Origin of the sequence: Streptomyces sp. NPDC047525, assembly GCF_040643025.1 — a bacterium.
GTDB classification, from domain to species: domain Bacteria; phylum Actinomycetota; class Actinomycetes; order Streptomycetales; family Streptomycetaceae; genus Streptomyces; species Streptomyces durmitorensis.
The window spans coordinates 1-19,187 of the sequence record NZ_JBEYTL010000039.1 but is presented as its reverse complement, the minus strand read 5'-3'; the positions used below and the strand labels follow the sequence as shown (position 1 = coordinate 19,187).

The following is a 19,187-nucleotide window of genomic DNA, read 5'->3' as shown; positions in this document are numbered from 1 at the left end:
TCCGTGAAGATCTCGGGGCTGTACTGGTAGCCGAAGACCGTCTCGGGGCCCAGCAGCTTCTCGGCGTACTCCATGACCAGGCGCGTGCCGTCGACGGCGATCTGCTTGACCGCGTCCTTCGAGCCACGGAAGACGACCTCGCGCCAGACGGGCGCGGTCGCGTTGTACAGGTGGACGGTGGCGCGCTTGGCGCCGACCAGCGACTCGACGGTGCGGGAGATCAGCTCTTCGCGGGCCTGCGTCAACACGGAGATCGTGACGTCGTCCGGGATCGCGCCGTCCTCGATGATCGACCGTACGAAATCGAAGTCCGTCTGGCCCGAGGAGGGGAAGCCGACCTCGATCTCCTTGTAGCCCATGCGGACCAGCAGGTCGAACATCTCGCGCTTGCGCGCCGGGGACATCGGGTCGATCAGCGCCTGGTTGCCGTCACGCAGATCCGTGGAGAGCCAGCGGGGAGCGACCGTGATCCGGTTGTCGGGCCACGTGCGGTCGGAGATGTCGACCTGCTCGTACTGGCCGTACTTGTGGATCGGCATGGACGTGGCACGCTGCAGATTGGGCTTGATCGCCATGATGCGGGGGCTCCTCGGGAGTGTCCTTAAGGACGGCCGACGGTCGCTTCGCGAGCAACACCGAACTCCGCGGGGAGGGGGTCGGCCTCGACTACAGGCCCTCGCCGCGGCAGCTAAGGAGAAGCAGCCCGTAACGCATGATGCTCCGCAGCCTAGCCGAGCCGCGCTGTCCGCGCGGGTCCGTATCAGTATGCGGGATCGCCGTGAGGTAACGGCCGAGAGGTGATCAATCCCTCTATTTCACTAATCATGGTTGCAGGTAGTGACAGCGGCATGACCCAGTGCCACATTGCCGCCATGGCCACCAATCCAGGCTTCGAGCCTGTCTTCTGCACCATCATTCCGCCGCACGTGCTCGACACTCTGGCCCAGAGTGACGACGCCGCGCTCGCGGGTCCCGCCCGCCGCACCCTGGAACGGGACTCCATCGAGCGCACCCACCGCCGCCTGACCACGGTCATCGGCGCCCCCTCCGTCACGCCCCCCAAGGAAGCGGCGGACGACAAGCCCCACCGCACGATCTACGACGCCAGGCGCAAGACCGAGCTGCCGGGCCGCAAGGTCCGCGGCGAGGGCGAGAAGCCCGGCAAGGACGCGACCGTCAACCGCGCGTACGCGGGGCTCGGCGCGACCTTCGAGCTGTTCCACAAGACGTACGCGCGCAATTCCATCGACGGCAGCGGCCTGCCGCTGAACGCGACCGTCCACTACGGCGAGGACTACGGAAACGCCTTCTGGAACGGCGAGCAGATGGTGTTCGGCGACGGTGACGGCGAGATCTTCCTCGACTTCACCATCCCCGTGGACGTCATCGGCCACGAGCTCACCCACGGCGTCGTGCAGTACACGGCCAACCTCACGTACTTCGGCCAGCCGGGTGCCCTGAACGAGTCGATGGCGGACGTCTTCGGCTCGATGATCAAGCAGTACACGCTCGGCCAGACCTCCGCCGACGCCGACTGGCTGATCGGTGCGGGCCTGCTCGCCCCGCGCGTCACCGGCAAGGCGCTGCGCTCCATGAAGGAGCCCGGCACGGCGTACGACGACGACGTGCTCGGCAAGGACCCGCAGCCCGCCGACATGGACCACTACGTCCGCACGGGCCGCGACAACGGCGGCGTGCACATCAACTCCGGCATCCCCAACCGCGCCTTCTATCTGGTCTCCGACGCGCTCGGCGGGCACTCCTGGGAGCGTGCGGGACAGATCTGGTACGCCGTCCTGACCGGCGGCGAGCTCGCGCAGGACGCGTCCTTCCAGGACTTCGCGAGGCTGACGGTCGCCGCCGCGCGCGAGAAGTACGGCGACGGCGACGAGCTCAAAGCCGTCATCGACGCGTGGTCCACGGTCAAGGTCCCGGCCACCGACTGACGGATGCGCTACCGACCGCCCACCCAGTGGAGTAGACAGGACCCATGCGTATCCAGGTGAAGCGCACGGGAGGATTCGCGGGCATCGAGCGGAACGCCGAGGTCGACACCTCGGGCCTGCCCGATGCCCACGAGTGGCAGGCCCTGGCCGAAGAGGCCATGGCCGAGGGCCGGGGCACACCGCCCATAGGGGTGCCGGACGGCTTCAACTACCAGCTCACCGTCGACGGGCACACGGTGTACTGCTCGGATCCACGCCTGACCGATCCGCAGCGGAAGCTCATCACGCGTGTGCTCAAGGAGGGCTCGTAAGGAGGGCTCGTAAAACTTGAGCGGTGTTCACCTTTTCTGAGGCGCGCCCATTGACTTCCGTACTCGGGCGTACGGAAGATCGCGCCCATGGCAGCGAGCGATGCGCGCGAACCACTACCTCAGTTCCCCCGCGACTTCCTGTGGGGGGTGTCCACATCGGCTCACCAGATCGAGGGCGCCGTCGACGAGCGCGGCCCCTCGGTCTGGGACGCGTTCACCGCGGTGCCGGGCCGGGTGAAGGACGGCACGACGGCCGCCGTGGCCTGCGACCACTACCACCGCTACCGCGAAGACGTCGCGCTCATCCGGGAGTTGGGGGTGGGCGCGTACCGCTTCTCGGTGTCGTGGCCGCGCGTGCTGCCGGGCGGGGCGGGCGAGGTGAGCGCCACGGGCCTGGACTTCTACGACCGCCTGGTCGACGAGCTGTGCGCGGCAGGGGTCAGCCCCGTCCCCACGCTCTTCCACTGGGACACCCCGCTCGCGCTCGCCGACGAGGGCGGCTGGCTGCGGCGGGACACGGCCGAGCGGTTCGCCGAGTACGCGGCCGTGGTGGCGGGGCGCATCGGCGACCGCGCCAAGAAGTGGATCACCCTCAACGAACCCGCCGAGCACACCCTCCTCGGCCACGCCCTTGGCCAGCACGCCCCCGGCGAGCAGCTCATGTTCGACGCGCTGCCGGTGGCACACCACCAGCTCCTCGCGCACGGTCTCGCCGTACGGGCGCTGCGCGCGGCCGGTGTCACGGACATCGGCATCGCCAACTCGCACGGCCCCACCTGGCCGGCGTCCGCCTCGCCCGAGGACACGGAGGCGGCGGACTTCTACGACGTACTGCTCAACCGCCTGTTCGCGGACCCGCTGCTCCTGGGCCGATACCCCGAAGGCATCGCGGAGTTGATGCCGGGCGGCGACATCGAGGCGGACCTGAAGGTCATCGCGGAGCCGGTCGACTGGTACGGGATCAACTTCTACCAGCCGACCAAGGTGGGCGCGCCGCTCCCGGCGGCGACGGCGGCACCGACGGAATTCTCCGGCCTCACGCTGCCGCCCGAACTCCCCTTCGCGCCAAGGGAGATCGAGGGTCGTCCGGTGACGGACTTCGGCTGGCCGGTGGTCCCGGAGTCGCTCACCGAGCTCCTGACCGGCTTCCGCGACCGGTACGGCGACCGTCTTCCGCCCCTGGTGATCACCGAGAACGGCTGCTCGTACGAGGGAATCGACGACCAGCGGCGGATCGACTACCTCGACGGCCATCTCCGGGCACTGCACCGGGCGTTGGAGGAGGGCGTGGACGTGCGCGGCTACTTCGTCTGGTCCCTGATGGACAACTTCGAGTGGGCGGAGGGCTACCGGCAGCGCTTCGGTCTCGTGCACGTCGACTTCGAGGACACGGCCACGCTCGAGCGCACCCCGAAGGCGTCGTACGCGTGGCTGCGTGAGGCCCTGCGGGCGCAGCGCGCATGACCGCCACCGCCCTGCGGGAGCCGGTCGAGCGGGTCGGCCGGGGCTGGACGACGTCCCTCTCGGTCGCCAACGGCGCGATCTGGGTGGGCTGGTACGGCCCGCTCCAGATCCTGCTCGCCGTGCAGGCGGAGGACCTGGCCCCGGCCGGTACGTCGAAGGAGACGGTCCTCGCGTGGGTCACGGGGGTCGGCGCGGTCGTCTCGCTGGCCGCGAACCCGCTCTTCGGAGCGCTCTCGGACCGCACGACGTCCCGCTGGGGCAGGCGCACCCCGTGGATCGTGGCGGGCGCGGCGGGCGGCGCCGCCTCGCTCATGCTGCTCTCGGCGGCGGGCTCGGTGTGGTGGATGGCGGCGGGCTGGTGCCTGGTCCAGCTCACCCTGAACGCGGCGTTCGCCGCGGTCACGGCGGCCGTCCCCGACCGGGTGCCGCGGCTCCAGCGCGGCTCGGTGGGCGGCTGGCTCGGGGCGGCGCAGCTGATCGGCGTGGTCGTCGGGACGGGCCTCGCGACGCTGACGGGCGGGACGGTCGCGGGGTACGCGGCATGCGCGGTGTTCACGGTGGCGGGCGTGCTGCCCTATGTCGTACGCCATCGGGACCTGCGCCTCGACGCCGCCGACCGGCCGCCGTTCGCGTGGCGGTCGTTCGCGGGCTCCTTCTGGCTGAGCCCGCGCCGCTACCCGGACCTGGCCTGGGCGTGGCTGACCCGCTTCCTGATCAACGTCAGCAACTCGGTGGTGCTGCTCTACCTTCTCTACTTCCTGCGGGACCGCCTGCACCGCTCCGACCCCGAAGGGGGCGTCCTGATCCTGACGGCCGTGAACGGCGTGACGATGCTCGCCACGGTCGTGGTGGGCGGCGCCTGGTCGGACCGGGTCGGCCGCCGCAAGCCGTTCGTGATCTGGGCGGGGACGCTGATGGCGGTGGCCACGGGCCTGCTCGCCCTGTGGCAGACCTGGCCGGGTGCGATCGTCGCGGCGGCGTTGCTCGGCATCGGCTTCGGGGTCTTCACGTCGGTGGACTTCGCCCTGATGACGGACGTACTGCCGAAGGCGATGGACCGCGGCAAGGACCTGGGCGTCATCAACATCGCCAACTCCCTGCCCCAGGTGGCGGCCCCCGCCATCGCCGCCCCGATCGTGACGTATCTGGGGGGCTATCGGGTGCTGTATCTGGTGGCGGCGGTGACCGGTCTTGCGGGGGCGCTGCTGGTGACGCGGATCAAGGGCGTCGAGTGAGGCACCGAGCCCCGTACACCCCGCTCAGAAGCCGAGCTTGCGCAACTGCTTGGGGTCGCGCTGCCAGTCCTTGGCGACCTTCACGTGCAGGTCCAGGAAGACCGGCGTCCCCAGGAGCGCCTCGATCTGCTGGCGGGACTTGATCCCGACCTCCTTGAGCCGCTTGCCCTTCGGGCCGATGATGATGCCCTTCTGGCTGGGGCGCTCGATGTAGACGTTCGCGTGAATGTCGAGCATCGGCTTGTCCGCGGGCCGGTCCTCGCGCGGCAGCATCTCCTCCACCACGACGGCGATGGAGTGCGGCAGCTCGTCCCGTACGCCCTCCAGGGCCGCCTCGCGGATCAGCTCGGCGACCATGACCTGCTCGGGCTCATCCGTGAGGTCGCCCTCGGGGTAGAGCGGCGGGCTCTTCGGGAGCATCGGGACGATCAGGTCGGCGAGCAGCTGGACCTGCTTGTCGCCGACCGCAGACACCGGCACGATCTGCGCCCACTCGAAGCCGAGCTCCTTGCCGAGCTGGTCGATGGCGATGAGCTGCTCGGCGAGCGTCTTGCTGTCGACGAGGTCGGTCTTCGTGACGACCGCGATCTTCGGCGTCTTCTTGATCGTGGCCAGTTCCTTGGCGATGAACCGGTCGCCGGGGCCGAGCTTCTCGTTCGCGGGCAGGCAGAAGCCGATGACGTCGACCTCGGCCCACGTCGTACGGACGACGTCGTTGAGGCGCTCGCCGAGCAGCGTGCGCGGCTTGTGGAGCCCGGGGGTGTCCACCAGGATCAGCTGGGCGTCCGGCCGGTGCACGATGCCGCGCACCGTGTGCCGCGTGGTCTGCGGCTGGTTGGCCGTGATCGCCACCTTCTGGCCGACCAGAGCATTCGTGAGGGTGGACTTGCCCGCGTTGGGGCGGCCCACGAAGCAGGCGAAGCCGGCGCGGTGGGGTGCCTCGGACGGCTCGGATGACTCGGTACGAACGCTCATGGCGCCCATTCTCCCTGATCGACGGAGGGCCGCAGCACGCCGAGGCACCGATTCCCCGCCGGTGAGCCCCCGGAAACTCATCGGCAACACGAAACACGGCGGAAACGCCCGGGTGTCCGTTCCGAAACCCGGGGCGGTGACGCTCTCCCTCTGCCCCCACCCGGAGGAGAGATTCCCCGTGCAGACCGTGTACGCGTCGCACCCGCTCACGACCACCCTGGCCGCGGCCCAGGGCCCCGACACCGGTGACACCGCCTGGCTGCTCGCGGCCACCGCCCTCGTCCTGCTGATGACACCGGGCCTCGCGCTCTTCTACGGCGGCATGGTCCGCACGAAGAGCGTCCTCAACATGCTCCTCATGAGTTTCGTGTCGATCGCCCTGGTCACCGTGGTGTGGCTGCTCGCCGGCTACTCGCTCGCGTTCGGCGACGACACGTTCGCAGGACTGATCGGCGGCATCGACCACCTCGGCATGGCGGGCATCGGCCCGAGCACGCTCACGGGCACGGTCCCGACCCTCCTCTTCACCACCTTCCAGCTGACCTTCGCGATCCTCACCACGGCGCTGATCAGCGGCGCGATCGCGGACCGGACGAAGTTCGCGGCGTGGCTGGTCTTCGTGCCGCTCTGGGCGCTGCTCGTATACGTTCCCGTGGCGCACTGGGTCTGGGGCCCGGACGGCTGGATCTCCTCGTCACTCGGCGCCCTGGACTTCGCGGGCGGCCTGGTCGTCGAGATCGCGTCCGGTGCGTCCGGTCTCGCGCTCGTCCTGGTCATCGGCCCGCGCATCGGCTTCAAGAAGGACGCGATGCGCCCGCACAACCTGCCGATGGTCCTGATGGGCGCGGGTCTGCTCTGGTTCGGCTGGCTCGGCTTCAACGGCGGCTCGGCCCTCGGCGCGAACGGCCTCGCTGCGGCATCCCTCCTGAACACGCTGCTCGCCGGCTGCACGGGCCTGCTGGGCTGGCTCTTCGTGGAGCACAAGCGCGACGGCCACCCCACCACCTTCGGCGCGGCATCGGGCGCGGTGGCGGGCCTCGTGGCGATCACCCCCGCGTGCGGGGTCGTCGGGGTGCTCGGCGCCGCAGTGGTCGGTCTCGCGGCGGGCGTGGTCTGCTCGTACGCCGTGGCCTGGAAGTTCCGCTTCGACTACGACGACTCGCTGGATGTCGTGGGCGTCCACCTGGTCGGCGGCGTGGTCGGCACGCTCCTGATCGGCCTGTTCGCGACGGCCACGATGACGGACGGCGCGGAGGGCCTCTTCTACGGGGGCGGGCTCGCCCAGCTGGGCAAGCAGACGGTGGCGGTGCTGGTCGTGGCGGCGTACACGTTCGCCGTGACGTTCGGCATCGGCAAGGCGATCGACAAGCTGATGGGCTTCCGCGCGTCCGCCGACGACGAGATGACGGGTCTCGACCAGACGCACCACGCGGAGACGGCCTACGATCACGGCGTCCTGGTCGGCCCGATGAAGGGGAGCCACGTCGCATGAAGCTCATTACCGCGGTCATCAAGCCGTTCCGCCTCGACGAGGTGAAGACGGCGCTCCAGGAACTGGGCGTACAGGGCCTGACCGTCACCGAGGCGAGCGGCTACGGACGCCAGCGGGGGCACACGGAGGTGTACCGGGGCGCTGAGTACCAGGTGGACCTGGTGCCGAAGGTGCGGATCGAGGTCGTCGTCGACGATGCGGACGCCGACCCGGCAATCGACGCGATCGTCCGCGCGGCGGCCACGGGAAAGATCGGCGACGGGAAGGTGTGGGCGGTCCCGGTGGAGACGGTGGTGCGGGTACGGACGGGTGAGCGGGGCCCGGACGCGGTGTGACTGGCGCGGGGGCCTTGCTCGCCGTCATCACCGGCTCCGCCGAGTTCGTCCTCAAACGCCGGACGGGCTGAATCTTTCAGCCCGTCCGGCGTTTGAGGACCGGGGGTCTGGGGGCGGAGCCCCCTGCGCGGCGGAGCCGCCAATAGATGCAGCCGGGAAGGGGCGGGGTTGGGGAGAGTTCAGTTCGCTTGAACCCGCGCCCGAATCTCCCCATCAGCCCCCGCCAGGAATACCGGCGTCCCGGCCCCGCCAAGGTCCCGCACAGCGGAAAGATCCTCCGCGGAAAGCGACTCACCGGCGGAGACGACCGCCGCAGCCTCCAGCGACTCCGCCCCGGAGGCGACAGCCATCGCCACGGCAGTACGCAACGCGGAAAGCTCCAGCGAGGGAAGCGCGACGGTCCCGGCGACATAGGTCCGCCCCGTCTCGTCCCGCACAGCGGCCCCCTCGGCCACCCCGTTCCGCGCCCGCGCCGAACGAGCCAGCGTCACGATCTTCCGGTCCTCAGCATCAAGCGCGCCAAGCGCAGCACTCTCGGTCATAAACCGAGCATACGGAGCCGAAACCGCTACACGGCCACCGGGTACATCGACCCCCGCCGCCCCTCGGGCGACGCGAGCCACTCCAGTTTCGCCGCCGTATCCGCCTGTGCCAGCGGCGTGTGCAGCACGATCGTCAGGTCGGGCCGCGCAGGCACCCGCAGCGCCGTCGACTCGACGTGCAACGCCCCCACCAGCGGATGCGTGAGCTCCTTGTGGACCTGCCCGGCGGGCCGCACGTCCCGCAGCTCCCACAGCTCGGTGAACTCCTCGCCCGCCGATTCCCGCAGCTCGGCGAGGATCGCCTGGAACCCCTCGTCGTCCGGGGTCTCCGAGCACGACGCGCGGAACTGCGCGACGACCGTCTCCGCGTTCGTCCGCCAACTCACGCTCCGGGAGCGGTAGATGGGGTCGGTGAAGAAATCCACGAGACAGTTCTGGGTGATCTCGGGGCGCATCCCGAAGACCATCCCGGCCGCGTCGTTGTACATGACGCAGTTGTAGTAGCGGTCCATGATGTGCGCCGGGTACGGCATCCACGTGTCGATCAGGCGCTGCATCCCGTCGCACATGCCCTGGTCGCCCTGCTCGACCTCGGGGGCGGGCGGGTTGAGTCCGGCAAGGACGTACAAGTGCCGCCGCTCGGCGCTCGACAGCTTCAGGACGCGCCCCACGGAGTCCAGGACCTGCGGCGACACCGAGATGTCGCGGCCCTGCTCCAGCCACTGGTACCAGGACGCGCCGACCCCGGCGAGCACAGCGACCTCCTCGCGGCGCAGACCCGGCGTACGCCGCCGCGCCCCACCGTCCGGAAGTCCCGCCTCCGCGGGGCTGACCCGGGCGCGGCGGCTCATCAGGAACTCGCGCAGTTCACCGAGTCGCCGAGCCTTGGCCTCGTCCTGGGGCCGCGCGGCCGCAACGGCCGCCGCCTCACTCGTCCCTGCCATCCGCGGCTCCCCCTCTGCCTGGTGTTGCGACCACCAGCATAAGTTCCCGCTCCCCACGGGTATTCCGGAGGCCCGAGGCTCATTCCCATGGCGATCGACACCACCACTCCCCCGTCCACCACCACGGCCCCCACACCCGAGGCGCCTCAGGCCCCCAAGCTCTCCCCCCGCGACAAGCTCGTCCTCTTCGTGCTCTGCGCCGCCCAGTTCATGGTCGCGCTCGACTTCTCCGTGCTGAACGTGGCGCTGCCCGTGCTCGGCGGCGACCTGGGCATGAGCCAGTCCGCGCTGCAGTGGGCGGTGACCGCGTTCGCCCTTCCCTCCGGCGGCTTCCTGCTGCTCTTCGGCCGCACCGGCGACCTGTTCGGGCGGCGCAAGCTGTTCCTCGGCGGGCTCGCCCTGTTCGGCCTCGCCTCGCTGCTCGCGACCTTCGCCTGGGACCCGGCGTCGTTCCTCGCCGGGCGCGCGCTGCAGGGCGTAGGCGCGGCGGCCATCGTGCCGACCGGCATGTCCCTGCTCACCACGACGTTCCCCGAAGGCCCGCAGCGCGACCGGGCGTTGGGCATATCCGGCACACTGCTCTCGCTCGGCTTCACGGTCGGCATGGTCCTGGGCGGCGTACTGACCGACACGCTCGGCTGGCGCTCCACGATGGGCCTGCTGACCCTCTTCGCGCTGATCGTGCTGCCGCTCGCGCCGCGCCTCCTGCCCGAGTCCCGCACCCCGGACCGCCCCCGCCTCGACATCCCCGGCGCGGTCACCGTCACCACCGGTCTGCTCGCCCTGATCTACGCGCTCTCCACGGCCGCCGAACGCGGCTTCGGCGGCACGGACGTCATCGTCACGCTGACCGCGGGCGTGCTGCTGCTCGCGGCCTTCGCCCGCATCGAGTCGCGCGCCGCGTCCCCGCTCGTCTCGCTGCCGATGCTGCGGCGGCGGTCGGTGGCGTGGGGCAACCTGGGCGGTCTGGTCACCTTCTCGATGATGTCGGCGGTCATCTTCGTCCTCACGCTCTACCTCCAGGAGGTCCTGGAGCTCTCCGCCTTCCAGACGGGTCTCGTCTTCGGCGTGCAGGGTGTGCTCTCGGTGGTCGCCGGGATCTACGCCCCCAAGGTCATCAGCCGCTTCGGTGCGCACCGCACGCTTGTCGTCTCGCTCCTGGGCCAGGGCCTGTTCATCGCGGCGCTGCTCGGCATCGACGACGGCACCTGGTCGGTCTGGCTGGCCACGGCGGGCGTCTCGGTGGCGAGCATGTTCCACCTCGGCGCGATCATCTCGTACGGCGTGACCGTCACGTCGGGCGTCCCGGACGAGGAGCAGGGCCTGGCCACGGGCCTGGTGACGTCCACCCAGCAGGTGGGCATCACGATCGGCATCCCGCTCCTGGGAGTCCTCGCGACCACCGGCACGGATCTCCTGGCGGGAACGCGGACGGTGCTCCTGATCGACGCGGCGGTCCTGCTGGTGGCGGCGGCCCTGGTGGGTGCGGGCCTGCGCGCCAGGCGCACCGGCTGACGGCTCAGGGCCGGTCGAGCCGAAGCCGCACAGCCTTCGGGAGACCGGCGACCACCAGGTCGTACGAGTCCTCGATCAGCTCCCGGACCATCGCGTCCGGGAGCTTCGCGTCCACCGTCACGGTGTTCCAGTGCCGCTTGTTCATGTGCCACCCGGGCACGATCTCCGGGTGCGCGGCCCGCAGCTGGACCGCCATGTCCGGATCGCACTTCAGGTTCACGGTCAGCGGCTTCGCGTCCATCGAGCTCAGCGCGAACATCTTCCCTGCGACCTTGAACACCGAGAACTCGGGCCCGAACGGAAACTCCTCCGCCGCGTCGTTGAACGACAGGCAGAACGTACGCAGCTCCTGCGGGGTCACCCCGAAGTCCCCTCGTCCTCGTCCTTGGACACGACCGGCTCCACGAGCACCGTCACGATCTTGTTCCGCCGCCCCGCGGCGGATTCCGCGGTGAGCCGCAGCTCGCGCCCGTCCGGCAGCGGCACGAGGGCCGAAGCCCCTGCGATCGGCACCCGGCCGAGGGCCTTGGCCAGCAGTCCGCCGACCGTCTCGACGTCCTCGTCGTCGAACTCGTCGAGTCCGAAGAGCTCGCCGAGGTCTCCGATGTCCAGGCGCGCGGTGACGCGGTAGCAGCCGTCCGCGAGCTCCTCGACGGGCGGCAGTTCGCGGTCGTACTCGTCGGTGATCTCGCCGACGATCTCTTCGAGGATGTCCTCGATGGTGACGATGCCGGCCGTGCCGCCGTACTCGTCGATGACGACGGCGACGTGGTTGCGCTCCTGCTGCATCTCGCGCAGCAGGTCGCCCGCGTTCTTCGTGTCGGGCACGAACGTCGCCGGGCGCATCGCCGTCGACACCAGGTCCGACTCGCTGTCGCGGTTGATGTGCGTCTTGCGGGCGAGGTCCTTGAGATACACCATGCCGACGACGTCGTCCTCGCTCTCGCCCGTCACCGGGATCCGCGAGAAGCCGGACCGCAGCGCGAGCGTCAGCGCCTGCCGGATGGTCTTGAAGCGCTCGATGGCGACCAGGTCCGTCCGGGGCACCATGACTTCGCGCACCAGGGTGTCGCCGAGCTCGAAGACGGAGTGCACCATGCGGCGCTCGTCGTCTTCGATGAGGGATTCCTTCTCGGCGAGGTCGACCATCGCCCGCAGCTCGGCCTCGGAGGCGAACGGGCCGCGCCTGAAGCCCTTGCCGGGCGTGAGCGCGTTGCCGATGAGGATCAGAAGCGGCGGGATCGGGCCCATGATCCGGGCCAGCGGCAGCAGGACGTACGCCGCGGCCGTCGCCGTGTTGAGCGGGTGCTGGCGGCCGATGGTGCGCGGCGAGACGCCCACGGCCACGTACGACACGAGGACCATCACCGCGATGGCGACGGCGAGCGCCTGCCAGGTCTCGTCGAATTCGTTCAGGCAGGCGTACGTCACCAGGGACGCCGCGGCCATCTCGCACGCGACGCGCACGAGCAGCGCCACGTTGAGATAGCGGGTGGGGTCGGCGGCGACCTGTGCGAGCTTCGCGCTGCCGCGCCGCCCGGAGCGGACCGCCTCCTCCGCACGGAAGCTGGAGGTGCGGGCGATGCCCGCCTCGGCACAGGCCGCGAGCCAGGCGACGACGACCAGCGCGACGGCACCCGCGATCAGCTGGAAGCTCATGGCGCTACGAGACGGTGGGCGCCGGAGAGGGCCCGGTCAGGCCGTTCTCGGCGCGCCAGCCGTCGACGATGGCCGCCTGGAGGCCGAACATCTCGGCCTTCTCGTCCGGCTCCTCGTGGTCGTACCCGAGCAGGTGAAGGACTCCGTGGACGGTGAGCAGCTGGAGCTCCTCGTCCATGGAGTGGTCCGTCTCCGCTTCCTTGCCCTGCTTGAGCGCGACCTCGGGGCAGAGCACGATGTCGCCGAGGAGACCCTGCGGGGTCTCCTCCTCGTCCTTGGCGGGCGGGCGCAGCTCGTCCATCGGGAAGGACATGACGTCCGTCGGTCCCGGCAGGTCCATCCACTGGATGTGCAGCTGCTCCATGGCGTCGGCGTCCAGCACGATCACCGAGAGCTCGGAGAGCGGGTGGATGCGCATCCGCGCGAGGGCGTAGCGGGCGATGTCGAGGATCGCCTGCTCGTCGACCTCGGTTCCGGATTCGTTGTTGACGTCGATCGACATGGTGCGGCTTCCGCTACTTCCCGTTTTTCTTGTTCTGCTGACTGTCGTCGTACTTCTCGTACGCGTCGACGATACGGCCGACCAGCTTGTGCCGTACGACATCGCTGGAGGTGAGCCGCGAGAAGTGCACGTCGTCGATGCCCTCCAGGATGTCCTGGACCTGGCGCAGACCCGACTTGGTGCCGTTCGGCAGGTCGACCTGCGTGACGTCGCCCGTGATCACGATCTTCGACTCGAAGCCGAGGCGGGTGAGGAACATCTTCATCTGCTCGACGCTGGTGTTCTGCGCCTCGTCCAGGATGATGAACGCGTCGTTCAGCGTGCGGCCTCGCATGTACGCGAGCGGGGCGACCTCGATGGTCCCCGCGGCCATCAGACGCGGGATCGAGTCCGGGTCGAGCATGTCGTGCAGCGCGTCGTACAACGGCCGCAGATACGGGTCGATCTTTTCGTAGAGCGTGCCCGGCAGGAAGCCGAGACGCTCGCCGGCCTCGACGGCGGGGCGGGTCAGGATGATGCGGTTGACCTGCTTGGCCTGCAACGCCTGCACGGCCTTGGCCATGGCGAGGTACGTCTTGCCGGTGCCCGCCGGGCCGATGCCGAAGACGATGGTGTTCTTGTCGATGGCGTCGACGTATCGCTTCTGGTTGAGCGTCTTGGGGCGGATCGTGCGGCCTCGGGACGAGAGGATGTTCTGCGTGAGGACCTCGGCCGGGGTCTCCGGTCCGTCGCCCTCTCCCGCCTCGTCCGCCCTGAGCATGGCGATCGAGCGTTCCACGGCGTCCTCCGTCATCGGCTGACCGGTGCGGAGCACCAGCATCATCTGGTCGAACAGGCGCTGGATGAGGGTGACTTCATGGGCGTCACCGACGGCGCTGATCTCATTGCCCCGGACATGGATGTCGGCCGCCGGGAAGGCCTTCTCGATCACGCGCAACAGGGCGTCTCCGGAGCCGAGCACCGTCACCATCGGGTGGTTCGCCGGAACGGTGAAGTGGGCTCGGGCCTGACCCTGGGCAGGGGTATGAGCTGTGGGTGTCTGAGTCATGGGCCGGCGCTGAAGGCCTGCTCATCCTCCTCATGCGGGGCTTGGTGGCCGCTCGACAGCCTTGCACTGCCAAGAGTACGACGCACCACTGACACTGCCGTAGGGCTTTTCCACTCCGGTCACGCACGACTGTGCGAACTCCGGCGCCGGACTACGCCGACCTGAACCCGATCGTGGGCACGGCGCGCCGCAGCGGCCACGGACGCGTGGCCTCCGGAAGCAGGCCCTCCAGGAACCCGTACCGCCGCAGCGCGACGGGGTCCTGGTCGTCGACCTCCCGCACGGTCCGCCACCACGTGGCGACCTCCGCCCAGCCCGGCGCCGACAGGGACCCGCCGAACTCCTGCACCGAGAGCGCCGCCGTGAGCCCCGCGAAGGCGAGCCGGTCCGCGAGGGGCCAGCCGGCCAGGGTTCCGGTCACGAAGCCCGCCACGAACACATCACCGGCCCCCGTGGGATCGAGCGCCTCGACCGCGATGGCCGGAACCTCGGCGGTCTCGCCGGTCCTCCCGTCCACCGCGTACGCCCCTTCCGCACCCAGCGTCACCACGGCGAGCGGAACGTGCTCGGTCAGCGCCCGCGCGGCGGCCCGGGGGCACTCGGTCCGCGTGTACCGCATGGCCTCCTCCGCGTTCGGCAGGAACGCCTCGCAGTGCTCCAGGTCGGCGAGGCCCGCCAGATCCCAGCGCCCGGTGTCGTCCCAGCCCACGTCGGCGAAGATCCGGGTGCCCGTGCGCGCGGCCTCGGCGATCCACGGCGCGCGGGTGCCGGGCGTCAGGGAGGCGACGGCGGCCCGCGCGCGGGGCGGGCACGTCGGGGCGCCGCCGTCCGGGGACGCGGCGTCGGGCGGCGGCTCGTGCCCGTGGCTGACCATGGTCCGCTCGCCCTCGTACGCCATGGAGACGGTCACCGGGGAGTGCCAGCCGGGCACCGTGCGCGACGTCGCGAGGTCGATGTTCTCGCCCTGTTCGAGCGCGTCCCAGCAGTACTCCCCGTAGTGGTCGTCCCCGAACGCCGCCGCGAGCGAGGTGCGCAGGCCGAGCCGGGCGAGCGCGGTCGCCATGTTGGCTACGCCACCGGGGCTCGACCCCATCCCGCGCGCCCAGGACTCCGTGCCGCGTACGGGCGCCGAGTCGAGTCCGGTGAAGATGATGTCGAGGAAGACCGTGCCGGTGAGGAAGACGTCGCAGGGCGGATCGCCTGCTCTGCGGGCTCCCTTGAGCGGGTCGATGCTGGGTTTGAGGGGTACGACCATGCAGGGACCGTAACGGACGGACGCCGGACGGGCTGGTTTCAGCCCGTCCGGCGTTTGGCCGAAGAGGCCGCTAACCGCCGAGCTCCGCCTCGATGAGATCGGCCGCCCGTGCCGTGCCGCCCTCGGCGCGCGCCTCGGCCCTGAGGCGCGCGGCCCGAGCCGCGACGTCGGGATCGGACGTCAGCTCGAGGAGAGCGGACCGCAGCGTGTCGGCGGTCGCGTCGGCCGTGTCGATCCGCCGCGCTACCCCCAGCTCCACGAGCCGGTCCGCGTTCATCGGCTGCTCGGCCCCCTGGGGCACCGCGATCATCGGCACACCGGTGAAGAGACCTTCACTGCTGCTGCCCATGCCCGCGTGCGTGACGAACGCGTCGGCCTGCTCCAGGATCGCCAACTGCGGCACCCACGAGCGCACTTCCACGTTCCCCGGCACCTCGCCGAGCTCCGCGGGATCCACGTGCTTGCCGATCTGCAGCACCACGTGCCACCCCGCGAGCCCGCCGAACGCGGCCACGCAGGTGCGGTAGAACGCGGGCTGCTGGGTGTACGAGGAGCCAAGCGACACCAGCAGCACCTTCTCGGCGCCCTCGGGCCGCTGCCAGCTCCCCTGCGCCGACCGGTCCCCGAAGCAGGGCCCGACGAAGTCGACCCGCTTCGGATCGACCCGGTCGGCGGAGATCTGCATGGCCCTGGGGATCATCGCGACGGCGCGTTCGGGCGTCCCCGAGAAGGCGCCGACGTCCAGGGTCGTGGCCCCGGTCCCCGCGAGCCACTCCCCGAACCGCGCCTCCAGCTCGGCGGCCCCGGGCAGCTCCTGAATGTGCGCCCGGACCTCCTCCTGGTAGCCCTCCCAGGCCACGAAGGTGGGCGACAGCTGCACGAAAGGCCGCCCCTGCTCCTCGGCCAGCGCACGCGCGACGTACGCGCCGATGTCGTACAGATACAGATCGGCGGGGTCGTCGCCGTAGAACGAACGCAGTTGCGGGAGCACCGCCATCGCGTCGTCGAGGAAGAGAGCGCTCGCGGCGATCGGGTCCTCGGGCCAGATGTTGTCCTTGAAGGGCAACAGCGAGGTGCAGGGGACGAGTTCGGCCCCGGTGGGCTCGATCAGCTCGCGGGTCGCCGGGTCGTTCGCGTACGTCACCCGGTGCCCGCGCGCCACCAGTTCGCGGATGATCTCCAGGCTGGGCAGCACATGGCTGACCATCGGGACGCCGACCATGGCGATGTGGGCAGGCCGACGGGACGTTCGACGGTTCATGGATGAGATTCCTTCGCGTGATTCAGCTTCCTGCGGACGAGGACACGACGGCCCGGCGCCTTCCGCTGGTCAGCGGGGCGCTCGGGCCTGTCGGGTCGGCGTCAGCCGTAGAGCTGAATGAAGGAGTCCATGGGCGGACCGTAGCCCGGCCCCCGACGATCAGTCGAACGAATACTCCGCGACCTCGGCGATGTACCGCGCCCGAAGCGCCTCGTCCTCCGGGCTCCCGTCGAGGAAGGACGCCTCGAACGAGTTCCGCGCGAGCTCGCGCAGCCGGTCCTGGTCGAGGCCCAGCGCCTCCCGCACCGCGTGGAAGGTGTCGTCGACGTAGCCGCCGAAGTACGCCGGGTCGTCGGAGTTGACCGTGCACAGCAGACCGGCGTCCATCATCCGCGCCAGCGGGTGCTCTTCGAGTACGTCGATGGCGCGCAGCCGCACATTGGAGAGCGGGCAGAGCGTGAGCGGCGTCCGCTCCCGCACCAGCCGCTCCACGAGCTCCGGGTCCTCCATGCAGCGCAGCCCGTGGTCGATGCGCTCGACGCCCAGGACGTCCAGGGCCTCCGTGATGTACGCGGGCGGCCCCTCCTCGCCCGCGTGGGCGACGCGGCGCAGACCGAGCGCGGCCGCCGCCTCGTACACCTCGCGGAACTTGGCGGGCGGATGCCCGACCTCGGCGGAGTCGAGCCCGACGCCCACGATCCGGTGGAGATGGGGCCTTGCGGCCTCCAAGGTCTCCAGGGCCGACTCGGCGGACTGGTCCCTCAGGAAGCACATGATGAGCCGGGTCGAGATCCCGTGCCGCTCCTCGCTCCGCTCCAGGGCGCGCCCGAGCCCCTCCATCACGGTGCCGATGCCGACGCCGCGCACCATGTGCGCCTGCGGGTCGAAGAAGATCTCGGCGTGCCGCACGCCCTGCTGGGCGGCCCGCGCCAGATAGGCGTCGGCGAGCTCCTCGAAGTCTTCCTCGGTCAGCAGAACGGCCATCAGCCCGTAATAGAGATCAAGAAAGGACTGCAGGTCGTCGAAGAGATAGGCCTTGCGCAGCGCTTCGGTGTCCGCGTACGGGAGGGTGACGCCGTTGCGGGCGGCGAGGGCGAAGGCCAGCTCGGGTTCGAGCGTCCCCTCGATGTGGAGGTGGAGTTCGGCTTTGGGAAGGGGCATGGCGGCGGCTCACTCAGGTGGTTCGTTTGGGCAGAGGTACACGCAGCAGGTCTTGCGCGACGGTGAGTTCACCGTCGAATCCCGCGTCCCGGGCCTGCTGCTCGAATACGCCGGGGTCGGGGTAGCGCTGGCTGAAATGGGTGAGCACGAGATGCCGTACGCCGCGGTCCACGGCAACACGTGCGGCCTGACCGGCAGTCAAGTGCCCGTGATCGCGAGCCAATTGCTCGTCCTGATCGAGAAAGGTGGACTCGATGACGAGCATGTCGCAGCCGTCGGCGAGGGCGTGGACGCCGTCGCACAGCCGGGTGTCCATCACAAAGGCGAACCGCTGACCGCGCCGCACCACGCTCACGTCGTCGAGCGTGACGCCCCGCAGTTCACCCTCCCGCTGGAGGCGGCCCACGTCGGGTCCGGCGATGCCGTACTCGGCGAGCAGCTCCGGGAGTATCCGCCGTCCGTCGGGCTCGGTGATGCGATAGCCGAAGGACTCGACGGGGTGCGAGAGCTTGGCGGCGTCAAGCGTGAACGAGGGCGTGACGGCCAACGGCCCATCACCCGCCACGGGTTCCTCGACGAGCGAGACGGTCTCCCGGTAGGCGGTGGCATACCGCAGCCGGTCGAGGAAGTGCTGCCCGGAGCGAGGGAAGTGCACGGTCACGTCGTGCGGAACCCGGTCCAGATTGATGCGCTGGATGACACCCGGGAGCCCGAGCGAGTGATCACCGTGAAAGTGGGTGACACAGATGCGATGCAGGTCGTGCGCGGCGACCCCGGCACGCAGCATCTGCCGCTGCGTGCCCTCGCCGGGGTCGAAGAGGATGCCCTGCCCGTCCCAGAGCAGGACGTACCCGTTGTGGTTGCGGTGCCGGGTGGGGACCTGGCTGGCGGTGCCGAGGACCACCAATTCACGTACGGACAAGGCGAGTTATCCCGGAGGCCACTGCAGGCCGCGTCCGCCGAGGACGTGGGCGTGCGCGTGGAAGACGGTCTGGCCCGCGCCGGAGCCGGTGTTGAAGACGACGCGATAACTCTCCGCCTTCTCCTCGGCGGCGACCTCGCCGGCCTCGCGGAGGACGTCGGCGGCGATGGCGGGTTCGGCGGCGGCGAGGGAGGCGGCGTCCGGGTAGTGCGCCTTGGGGATGACCAGGACGTGGGTGGGGGCCTGCGGGTTGATGTCCCGGAAGGCCACGGTCGTGTCCGTCTCCCTGACCAGGGTCGCGGGCACGTCCCCCGCGACGATCTTGCAGAACAGGCAGTCGGCCTGCGGTTCTCCCGCCATGAGGCGCCTCCGGTCGTCGCGTTTTCCCTGTGCCCCCGCATGCTATCCGGGCTGCGCCCCAGCCCGGCCCCTCCCTCGGCCCCCGGCGGCCCCCGCCTCTCCGAACAACCTCTCCCACCACCCACCCGATCCCCCGCATCCCCCCTGGACGAACAAGCTTTCCCGCCCACCCACCCGATTGCCCCGCAGCAACGAACGATGGGCCGCAGTCGGCAGCGCACCCGAGGGGACGTGCCGGTATGTCCGCCCGGAGCACGGTT

General features: G+C 70.2%; 19 protein-coding genes and 1 pseudogene. 7 read left to right on the top strand and 13 right to left on the bottom strand.

Annotated elements, in window-relative coordinates; all coding sequences use genetic code 11:
* Positions 1–575: pseudogene (locus ABZ833_RS45145) on the bottom strand (2-isopropylmalate synthase); the annotation flags it as partial.
* Between the two features lie 297 nt (positions 576–872).
* Here ABZ833_RS45145 and ABZ833_RS45140 point away from each other — a divergent pair.
* From ABZ833_RS45140 to ABZ833_RS45125, 4 genes are all read left to right on the top strand, one after another.
* Entirely contained in the window at positions 873–1,946 is a 1,074-nt protein-coding gene (locus ABZ833_RS45140) for a M4 family metallopeptidase (RefSeq protein ID WP_361059804.1), read from the top strand.
* A 44-nt stretch (positions 1,947–1,990) separates the two neighbouring features.
* A complete protein-coding gene (locus ABZ833_RS45135) occupies positions 1,991–2,257 on the top strand; it encodes a protealysin inhibitor emfourin (RefSeq protein WP_361059801.1) in 267 nt (88 codons plus the stop codon).
* 87 nt (positions 2,258–2,344) lie between these two features.
* Positions 2,345–3,721, top strand: coding sequence for a GH1 family beta-glucosidase (locus tag ABZ833_RS45130; protein WP_361059798.1), 1,377 nt, complete (start codon positions 2,345–2,347; stop codon positions 3,719–3,721).
* Positions 3,718–4,956 (top strand): MFS transporter, encoded by a 1,239-nt coding sequence (locus ABZ833_RS45125; protein WP_361059796.1) that lies wholly within the window; start codon positions 3,718–3,720, stop codon positions 4,954–4,956. The genes ABZ833_RS45130 and ABZ833_RS45125 overlap by 4 nt, the downstream gene beginning before the upstream one ends.
* Before the next feature lie 24 nt (positions 4,957–4,980).
* On the opposite strand, the gene era is transcribed toward ABZ833_RS45125, so the two are convergent.
* Positions 4,981–5,931, bottom strand: coding sequence for a GTPase Era (gene era, locus ABZ833_RS45120; RefSeq protein ID WP_249589990.1), 951 nt, complete (start codon positions 5,929–5,931; stop codon positions 4,981–4,983).
* A gap of 178 nt (positions 5,932–6,109) precedes the next feature.
* Here era and ABZ833_RS45115 point away from each other — a divergent pair, with 178 nt between their 5' ends.
* A complete protein-coding gene (locus ABZ833_RS45115) occupies positions 6,110–7,423 on the top strand; it encodes an ammonium transporter (RefSeq protein ID WP_361059793.1) in 1,314 nt (437 codons plus the stop codon).
* Positions 7,420–7,758 (top strand): P-II family nitrogen regulator, encoded by a 339-nt coding sequence (locus ABZ833_RS45110; RefSeq protein WP_249589989.1) that lies wholly within the window; start codon positions 7,420–7,422, stop codon positions 7,756–7,758. Before ABZ833_RS45115 ends, ABZ833_RS45110 begins: the two co-directional genes overlap by 4 nt.
* Positions 7,759–7,937: 179 nt before the next feature.
* Here ABZ833_RS45110 and ABZ833_RS45105 read toward each other — a convergent pair whose 3' ends face one another.
* Positions 7,938–8,300 carry a cytidine deaminase gene (locus ABZ833_RS45105; RefSeq protein WP_361059791.1) on the bottom strand — a complete coding sequence of 121 codons (363 nt, stop codon included), beginning with the start codon at positions 8,298–8,300 and terminating at the stop codon, positions 7,938–7,940.
* A gap of 26 nt (positions 8,301–8,326) precedes the next feature.
* A complete protein-coding gene (locus ABZ833_RS45100; RefSeq protein WP_361059807.1) occupies positions 8,327–9,151 on the bottom strand; it encodes a helix-turn-helix transcriptional regulator in 825 nt (274 codons plus the stop codon).
* Between the two features lie 180 nt (positions 9,152–9,331).
* Between ABZ833_RS45100 and ABZ833_RS45095 the strand changes: the two genes are divergently transcribed.
* Complete coding sequence (locus ABZ833_RS45095; protein ID WP_361059788.1) at positions 9,332–10,759, top strand: MFS transporter; 1,428 nt, start codon at positions 9,332–9,334, stop codon at positions 10,757–10,759.
* 4 nt (positions 10,760–10,763) lie between these two features.
* On the opposite strand, the gene ABZ833_RS45090 is transcribed toward ABZ833_RS45095, so the two are convergent.
* From ABZ833_RS45090 to ABZ833_RS45050, 9 genes are all read right to left on the bottom strand, one after another.
* Positions 10,764–11,120, bottom strand: a complete 357-nt coding sequence (locus ABZ833_RS45090; RefSeq protein WP_361059785.1) for an MmcQ/YjbR family DNA-binding protein — start codon at positions 11,118–11,120, stop codon at positions 10,764–10,766.
* Positions 11,117–12,418 (bottom strand): hemolysin family protein, encoded by a 1,302-nt coding sequence (locus ABZ833_RS45085; protein ID WP_361059782.1) that lies wholly within the window; start codon positions 12,416–12,418, stop codon positions 11,117–11,119. The genes ABZ833_RS45090 and ABZ833_RS45085 overlap by 4 nt, the downstream gene beginning before the upstream one ends.
* Before the next feature lie 4 nt (positions 12,419–12,422).
* The gene (ybeY, locus tag ABZ833_RS45080) at positions 12,423–12,920 is read right to left on the bottom strand and encodes an rRNA maturation RNase YbeY (RefSeq protein ID WP_361059779.1); all 498 of its coding nucleotides are present in this window, start codon (positions 12,918–12,920) and stop codon (positions 12,423–12,425) included.
* 13 nt (positions 12,921–12,933) lie between these two features.
* Positions 12,934–13,968 carry a PhoH family protein gene (locus tag ABZ833_RS45075; protein WP_249589984.1) on the bottom strand — a complete coding sequence of 345 codons (1,035 nt, stop codon included), beginning with the start codon at positions 13,966–13,968 and terminating at the stop codon, positions 12,934–12,936.
* A gap of 151 nt (positions 13,969–14,119) precedes the next feature.
* Positions 14,120–15,223, bottom strand: coding sequence for a PfkB family carbohydrate kinase (locus tag ABZ833_RS45070; protein ID WP_249589983.1), 1,104 nt, complete (start codon positions 15,221–15,223; stop codon positions 14,120–14,122).
* A 70-nt stretch (positions 15,224–15,293) separates the two neighbouring features.
* On the bottom strand, positions 15,294–16,484 hold the full coding sequence (locus ABZ833_RS45065; protein WP_361059776.1) for a macrolide family glycosyltransferase: 1,191 nt from the start codon (positions 16,482–16,484) through the stop codon (positions 15,294–15,296).
* Between the two features lie 159 nt (positions 16,485–16,643).
* On the bottom strand, positions 16,644–17,645 hold the full coding sequence (locus ABZ833_RS45060; RefSeq protein ID WP_361059773.1) for an adenosine deaminase: 1,002 nt from the start codon (positions 17,643–17,645) through the stop codon (positions 16,644–16,646).
* Positions 17,646–17,658: 13 nt separating this feature from the next.
* A complete protein-coding gene (locus tag ABZ833_RS45055; RefSeq protein ID WP_361059770.1) occupies positions 17,659–18,567 on the bottom strand; it encodes a ribonuclease Z in 909 nt (302 codons plus the stop codon).
* A 6-nt stretch (positions 18,568–18,573) separates the two neighbouring features.
* The gene (locus ABZ833_RS45050) at positions 18,574–18,927 is read right to left on the bottom strand and encodes a histidine triad nucleotide-binding protein (protein WP_249589979.1); all 354 of its coding nucleotides are present in this window, start codon (positions 18,925–18,927) and stop codon (positions 18,574–18,576) included.
* Positions 18,928–19,187: the final 260 nt, after the last annotated feature.